Annotated in this window: 7 protein-coding genes, 1 rRNA gene and 1 pseudogene; 7 read left to right on the top strand and 2 right to left on the bottom strand. The window is 76.0% G+C overall.

Annotated features, from left to right (window positions below):
• The first annotated feature begins 1 nt into the window (after window position 1).
• A 5S ribosomal RNA gene (gene rrf / locus EAD96_RS01075) occupies window positions 2-118 on the top strand.
• A gap of 126 nt (window positions 119-244) precedes the next feature.
• Here rrf and EAD96_RS30970 read toward each other — a convergent pair.
• Window positions 245-1264, bottom strand: coding sequence for a hypothetical protein (locus tag EAD96_RS30970; protein WP_158614770.1), 1020 nt, complete (start codon window positions 1262-1264; stop codon window positions 245-247).
• Between the two features lie 57 nt (window positions 1265-1321).
• Between EAD96_RS30970 and EAD96_RS31105 the strand changes: the two are divergent.
• Window positions 1322-1840 (top strand): annotated as a pseudogene (locus EAD96_RS31105) (Replicase polyprotein 1ab); the annotation flags it as partial.
• Window positions 1841-2325: 485 nt separating this feature from the next.
• Window positions 2326-3396: an HAD-IIA family hydrolase gene (locus tag EAD96_RS01095; protein WP_121682954.1), complete on the top strand. Its 1071-nt coding sequence runs from the start codon at window positions 2326-2328 to the stop codon at window positions 3394-3396.
• A 13-nt stretch (window positions 3397-3409) separates the two neighbouring features.
• Here EAD96_RS01095 and EAD96_RS01100 read toward each other — a convergent pair whose 3' ends face one another.
• A complete protein-coding gene (locus EAD96_RS01100; RefSeq protein WP_120570457.1) occupies window positions 3410-3745 on the bottom strand; it encodes an SCP2 sterol-binding domain-containing protein in 336 nt (111 codons plus the stop codon).
• A gap of 111 nt (window positions 3746-3856) precedes the next feature.
• Between EAD96_RS01100 and EAD96_RS01105 the strand changes: the two genes are divergently transcribed.
• Genes EAD96_RS01105 through EAD96_RS01120 form a run of 4 tightly spaced genes read left to right on the top strand, consistent with a single transcriptional unit; the run spans window position 3857 to window position 6509 of the window.
• A complete protein-coding gene (locus EAD96_RS01105) occupies window positions 3857-4534 on the top strand; it encodes a phasin family protein (RefSeq protein WP_121682955.1) in 678 nt (225 codons plus the stop codon).
• Complete coding sequence (locus EAD96_RS01110) at window positions 4531-4758, top strand: hypothetical protein (RefSeq protein WP_121682956.1); 228 nt, start codon at window positions 4531-4533, stop codon at window positions 4756-4758. The genes EAD96_RS01105 and EAD96_RS01110 overlap by 4 nt, the downstream gene beginning before the upstream one ends.
• A gap of 21 nt (window positions 4759-4779) precedes the next feature.
• Window positions 4780-5628 (top strand): TlyA family RNA methyltransferase, encoded by an 849-nt coding sequence (locus EAD96_RS01115; protein WP_121682957.1) that lies wholly within the window; start codon window positions 4780-4782, stop codon window positions 5626-5628.
• A complete protein-coding gene (locus EAD96_RS01120) occupies window positions 5625-6509 on the top strand; it encodes an NAD kinase (RefSeq protein ID WP_120570454.1) in 885 nt (294 codons plus the stop codon). The genes EAD96_RS01115 and EAD96_RS01120 overlap by 4 nt, the downstream gene beginning before the upstream one ends.
• Window positions 6510-7065: the final 556 nt, after the last annotated feature.

The following is a 7065-nucleotide window of genomic DNA, read 5'->3' on the forward strand; positions in this document are numbered from 1 at the left end:
TTACGGCGGTCATGGCGAGGGGGAAACGCCCGGCAACATTCCGAACCCGGAAGCTAAGCCCTCCAGCGCCGATGGTACTGCACTCGGGAGGGTGTGGGAGAGTAGGACACCGCCGGACAATCTTCCAGTCGAGGGCCGCCCCAGCAGGGGCGGCCCTCGACTGCGTTAGCGTTCTCGGCGGAAACGCCATCAGGAAGGATGTACCTGTGAGCTCAGGACCCCAGGGCGGGGACCGCCCCCGTCGTTACGAGGATCGCGCCGACCGCGGCCAGGGGCGTGGTGACGCCGGCCGCGACGGCCGTCGCGATGACCGTCCCTCGTACCGGGGCGGCCGCGACGACCGCCCGGGTGGCTTCCGTGGTGGTGACCGTGACAGTGGCGCCCGTGGCGGCGACCGTCGTGAAGGCGGTTTCCGCGGCGGTGACCGTCGTGAGGGCGGCGGGTTCCGTGGCGGCGACCGGAGGGTGGCTTCCGCGGCGGTGACCGTCGTGAGGGCGGTTTCCGTGGTGGTGACCGCCGTGAAGGCGGCGGGTTCCGTGGTGGCGACCGCGAGGGTGGCTTCCGCGGCGGTGACCGTCGTGAGGGCGGTTTCCGTGGTGGTGACCGTGACAGTGGCGCCCGTGGCGGTGACCGTCGTGAGGGCGGCTTCCGTGGTGGCGACCGTCGTGAGGGCGGTGGCTTCCGTGACGGTGGCTTCCGCGGCGGTGACCGTCGTGAGGGCGGTTTCCGTGGTGGTGACCGTGACAGTGGCGCCCGTGGCGGCGACCGTCGCGAGGGCGGCTTCCGTGGCGGTGACCGTCGTGAAGGCGGCGCCCGTGAGGGCGGTTTCCGTGGCGGTGACCGTCGCGAAGGCGGTTACCAGGGCGGCGGCAACCGCCGGGAGAGCTACGCCGGCGGCGAACGCCGTGAGGGCGGCTTCCGGGGCGGCGACCGTGAGGGCGGTTTCCGCGGCGGCGAACGCGGTGAGGGCGGTTTCCGTGGCGGCGACCGTGACCGTGGGTTCCGTCGCGACGACCGGCAGCCGGGCGGCTACCGGGGCGAGCGGGACGGTGAGCGCCGTGGTTACGGCGACCGGCCGGGTGGCGACGACCGCCGGACCGGCGGCTACGGCCCGCAGCGGGAGCGCCAGGACGAGCGTGGCGAGGGGCGTACCGGTGAGGCGCCGGAGCTGCCCGACGACGTCGTCGCGAGCGACCTCGACTCGGCCGTCCGGGCCGAGCTGCTCTCCCTCGCCAAGCCGGTGGCGGAGACGGTCGCCCGGCACCTGGTCGCGACCGGTCTGCTGATCGACGAGGATCCGGCGCTGGCGCTGGCGCACGCCATGGCGGCCCGCCGGCTCGCCTCGCGGATCGCCGCAGTGCGGGAGGCCGTCGGGCTGGCCGCGTACCACGCGGGTGAGTGGCAGACCGCCATCGCCGAGCTGCGGACGTACCACCGGATGACCGGCCTGCAGAGCCACCTGGCGGTGCTGGCCGACTGCGAGCGGGCGCTGGGTCGGCCGGAGCGGGCCATCGACCTGTTCCGCGGCGCGGACCGGGACAAGCTCGACCAGGCCGTCGCGATCGAGCTGCTGATCGTGGCCGCCGGGGCGCGCGGTGACCTCGGGCAGAAGGACGCCGCGGTGGCGATGCTCCAGGTCCGCGAGCTGACCGGGGACTCGACCGAGCCGTGGGCGGCGCGGCTGCGCTACGCGTACGCGGACGCCCTGCTGGCGGTGGACCGGCGCGAGGAGGCGCGGGAGTGGTTCTCCCGGGCTGCCGACGTCGACTCCGAGGGGGAGACCGACGCCGCCGAGCGGCTGCTGGAGCTGGACGGCGTGGTCATCGAGGGCGACGACGAGCCGGAGGACGACGCGGACGCGTCCGAGCCGTCGGCCGAGGCCGCCAGCGACGACGACGAGGACGAAGACGACGACCTCGACGATGACGAAGACGACGACGACCTCGACGACGATGACGACGAGGACGAGGACGACGAAGACGACGACCTCGACGAGGACGAGGACGACGCGCGGCTGAGCGGCGGCGGCGACGTCACCTCGGGTGCCGGCGGGGACGCGGCACGGGCCGGCTACCGGGACCGTGACGCCGGCGATCTGGCCGACGACGAGCTGACCGACACCGAGGCCGGCTCGCTCGCCACCAGCACCGCCACCACCCCGACCTTCGTCGCGGCGAACGAGGAACCCGCCACCACCGCGCCGGCCACCACCGCGCCGACCGGCACTGCCCAGGCAGCGGCCGTCACCCCGGCGGACGAGGCCGGCGGCGACCGGCTCGCGCCGGGTGACGCCGCGGGCGGCGAGGGCGAGGCGGCGGACCGCCGATGACCGGGTACGCCGGTGACTCCGCCTCCGGCGCGGATCGGGGACAACCCGACCGCGCCGGGGCGGGCGGCCCGCTGGTCGAGGCGTACTCGCTTGTCGTCTTCGACCTGGACGGCGTCATCTACCTGATCGACCGGCCCATCCCCGGCGCGGTCGAGGCGGTCGGCCGGCTGCACGCCGAGGGGCGGGCGGTCGCGTACGCGACGAACAACGCCTCCCGCCGCTCCAGCGAGGTGGCCGACCTGCTCACCGGCATGGGCGTTCCGGCGCGGCCGGCGGAGGTGCTCACCTCTGCGGCGGCCACCGCCGAGCTGCTCCGGGACCGGCTGCCCGAGGGCGCGGCCGTGCTCGTGGTCGGCGCGGAGGCGCTGCGGGCCGAGCTGCGCGCGGTGGGTCTGCGGCCGGTGTCCACCGCTGACGAGGAGCCCGCCGCGGTGGCCCAGGGCTACGGCCCGCAGGTCGGCTGGTCCGACCTGGCCGAGGCGTCCCTGGCGGTACGGGCGGGCGCACCCTGGTACGCCACCAACACCGACCGCACCCTGCCCAGCCCGCGCGGCCCGCTGCCGGGCAACGGTTCGCTCGTCGCGGTGCTGCGTACCGCGCTGGGCCGCGACCCCGACGTGGTGGTGGGCAAGCCGGAGCCGGCGCTGTTCACCACCGCCGCGCGGCGCGCCGGAACCGGGCGCACGCTCGTGGTGGGCGACCGGCTGGACACCGACATCGAGGGCGCCCGCCGGGCCGGACTGGACAGCCTGCTGGTGCTGACCGGGGTCAGCGACGCCGCCGAGCTGCTGGCCGCACCCGAGGAGCGCCGCCCCGCGTACGTCTCGTTCGACCTCGCGGGCCTGTTCGACCCGGCCGCGGTGGTGGCGGTGCCGGGCCGGGCGACGGCCGGCGGCTGGTCGGTGACGGAGTCCGGCGCGGACCTCGTGCTCGACGGCGCGGGAGCGCCCCTGGACGCGCTGGCCGCGCTCTGCGCGGTGGCCTGGTCGACGGCGGCCGGGCCGCGCGTGCGCGCGCAGTCCCCGGCGGCGGCGGAAGCGCTCGCCGCGTTCGGCCTCGACGACTGAGGCGCCGGCCCGCTCAGAGCAGCTTGCGGAGCTTCATCAGGTCGAACGGGTTCGCCTTGATCGACACCCGCCGGGAGGCCACCGCCGACATGACGTCGAGCCGGCCGTGCACCAGCGCGACGAGGTCGTCGCTGCCGGTGCTCAGCGCGATCTTCGCCTTCGGGTCGTCGCCGTCGGCCAGGTCGACCAGCCGGCCACCCTCCAGCCGCCCGTGGAACGCGGTGCCGAGGTCGGTGATCCGGCAGGCCAGGGTGCGGTCCAGGTCGATGCGGCCCTGTGCCTCGGCGTTGCGGTCCAGCCGCGCGGCCAGGTCCTGCAACGCCTGCCGGCACTCGTCCACGCTGGCCACATCGTCTCCTCACCACGAACCACGCCGTTCCCGGCACCGTACCGCAATGGGGCGTCCGGGGTGCCCGGTAGCGTGGCACCTGCACACCTCGCCCCGCGGAAGGACTCAGGCATGCAGGACGCGTGGCGCGCCTACCTCGAGCTGGCCATGGGCCTGACGGAGGCGCCCCGGAAGAAGGCACAGGACGCGGTCATGCGCGTCGTCGGCCAGGGCGGCGCGACGGCCGCCCAGCTCCAGACGCTCGCCGAGGAACTGGTCGCGACCGGCCTGGCGAACCGGGAGTCGCTGACCAAGCTGGTCCGCTTCGAGGTGGACCGGGCGCTGGGCGCGGTCGGGCTGGCCACCGCCGACGAGGTCGCCGAGCTGACCCGCCGGGTGCACGACCTGGAGCGGCAGCTCCGCGAGGCGCGCGGCACCCTCGAACCGGGCGCCACGCGGCCCGAGCCGTCCGCCGGACCGGCCGGGACCGCCCCGGCGCAGACCGAGCCGGACGCCGCCGGGTCGTCCGAGGCGGAGTCGCCCGAGGGCGGGCCGTCCAAGAGCGAGTCGTCCGAGGCCGGGCCGTCCGAGCCGGAGCCGTCCCACGCAGAGGCGGCCTCCGCCACGACGCCGCCGAACACCCCGGCCACGACACCCTCGAAGGCCCCGGCGACGACGCCGTCGAAGGCGGTGGCGAAGAAGGCGGTGGCCAAGAAGACGATCGCGAAGAAGCCACCGGCCACGGTCTCCCGTACCCCGGACGCCGCGCCGGCGAAGAAGGCCACCGGGCGCCGGGCGGCCGGCTCGTGACCGCGCCCCGGCCCGGCCCGCCGCCGGGTCCGCGGCCCGGACCGCCCCCGGGGGTACGCCCCGCGCCGGTCGAGGAGGTCGGCGAGGCGCGGCACCCGGCGGTGGACGCCGCGGTGCGCGGCATGGCCAACGCCGAGGCGCTCGCCCCGGCCGACCAGATCGCCCAGTACGAGGCGGCGTACGAGACGCTGCGCGAGACCCTCGCCACCATCGACCAGGCCTGAGCAGAGGCGGAGACACACCTGATGGCTCGTCGTACCCGGCTGGACGCCGAACTCGTCCGGCGTGGGCTGGCCCGCTCCCGGGAGCAGGCCGCCGCGCTCGTGGAGGCCGGTCGCGTCCAGCTGCGCGGAGTGCGGGCGCGCAAGCCCGCGGCGATGGTCGACCCGGCCGATCCGCTGCTGGTCACCGGCGAGGACCCGGCGCAGGAGTACGTCTCCCGGGGCGGCCACAAGCTGGCCGGCGCGCTCGCCGCGTTCGCCCCCGGCGGCCTGACCGTCGCCGGCCGGCGCTGCCTGGACGCCGGGGCGTCGACAGGTGGGTTCACCGACGTGCTGCTGCGCGGCGGCGCCGCCGAGGTGGTCGCCGTGGACGTCGGCTACGGGCAGCTCGCCTGGTCGCTGCGGACCGACGAGCGGGTCCGGGTGTTCGAGCGCACCAACGTGCGTACCCTCACGCCGGAGGCGATCGGCGGCCCGGTCGACCTGACGGTGGCCGACCTGTCGTTCATCTCACTGCGGCTGGTGCTGCCCGCGCTGGCCGCGTGCACCGGCCCCGGCGGTGACCTGGCGCTGATGGTCAAGCCGCAGTTCGAGGTCGGCAAGGAGCGCGTCGGCGCCGGCGGCGTGGTCCGCGACCCGGCGCTGCGCGCCGAGGCGGTGCTCGACGTGGCCGCGGCGGCCGCCGGGCTCGGCCTCGGCCTGGCCGACGTGGCGGCCAGCCCGCTGCCCGGGCCGAGCGGCAACGTCGAGTTCTTCGTATGGTTGCGCGGGGGCGCGCCCGCCGCGGATCCGGAGCGGGTCCGCGCGGTGGTGGCCGCCGGCCCGCAGGGCGCCGCCGCGACGGCGGCCACGACCGAGGAGGTGTCCGGGTGAGCCGTACCGCGCTGCTGGTCACGCACACCGGCCGTCGACGCAGCACCGAGCACGCCCGCGCGGTGGCCGCCGACCTGATCGCCGCCGGGTTCGAGGTGCGGGTGGTGGCCGAGGAGGCCGACGACCTGGACCTGCCGGGCGTGGTGCCGGTGACCGGCCCGGAGGCCGCCGAGGGCGCCGAGATCGTGTTCGCGCTCGGCGGGGACGGCACGTTCCTGCGCGCCGCCGAGCTGGCCCGCCCGACCAAGGTGCCGCTGCTCGGCATCAACCTGGGCAAGGTCGGCTTCCTCGCCGAGGCGGAGATCGACGACCTGGACACCGCCGTGCGTGACGTGGTCGACCGCAACTACACGGTGGACGAACGGCTCACCCTCGACGTCACCGCCGAGTTCGAGGGCGGACCGACCATCGAGTCGTGGGCGCTCAACGAGATCAGCGTGGAGAAGGGCGAGCGCGCCCAGATGCTGGAGCTGCTCGTCGACGTGGACGGCCGGCCGCTGTCCCGGTACGGCTGCGACGGCGTGATCTGCGCGACCCCCACCGGCTCGACCGCGTACGCGTTCTCCGGCGGCGGTCCGGTGGTCTGGCCCGAGGTGGAGGCGCTGCTGCTGGTGCCGATCAGCGCGCACGCGTTGTTCAGCCGCCCGCTGGTGACCGCGCCCACGTCGACGTTCGTCATCACCGTCGACCCGTTCACCACCCTGGCCGTGCTCTGCTGCGACGGGCGGCGCGTCTACGACCTGCCGCCCGGCGCCAGGGTCACGGTGCGCCGGGGCACGCTGCCGGTGCGCATCGTCCGGCTGCGGGCCCGCCCGTTCACCGACCGGCTGGTGGCCAAGTTCGACCTTCCCGTCCAGGGCTGGCGGGGCAACCGTCGCTGACCAGCGGCTCAGCGGAAATCTCCGTTCGGCCCACCGGTCCCGGCGCTCGCGCGCGTTACGGTGGGCGTACGGGCCGCGATGAGGTGAGTCCGGGCGCGGCGGTGAGGCCCGCCGCTTCCCGGATGCGGCCCACCTGTCGCGGGCTCGGCCAGGGGGTGGTCGGGGCCGCGACGGTCGGGACGCCGGAGCGACGTGAGCCGGCCGCGGCGGGCGGACCGGCACGCCGTGTCCGGTCGGGTGTCGACCCCGGCCGGGCCGACAGGTCGCAGGGCCGCCGCCGGAGGAAGCGGCGGCACGCGAACTGGGCGACACGGTCTCCGGCGTCCCGGCCTCCACTCCGTCGTGCTCGTGTCCACTCGGCGACATGTCGCCGGTGCGGCGGCCCGTACCCGGTGACCCGGCAGCGGACGCCGTCGCAGACTCCGATCGCCGGCCTTACGAGGCCGGCCTCGGAGTAGAGGAGCGTCACATGCACCGGTTCCCCCGCTGGCTCGCCGCCGGCGTGGCCGGGGCGTTGGTGGTCGGGCTCGCCGTACCGGCGTCCGCTGCCGGGTCA

The organism is Micromonospora sp. BL1 (assembly GCF_003667485.1).
GTDB lineage: Bacteria > Actinomycetota > Actinomycetes > Mycobacteriales > Micromonosporaceae > Micromonospora > Micromonospora tulbaghiae.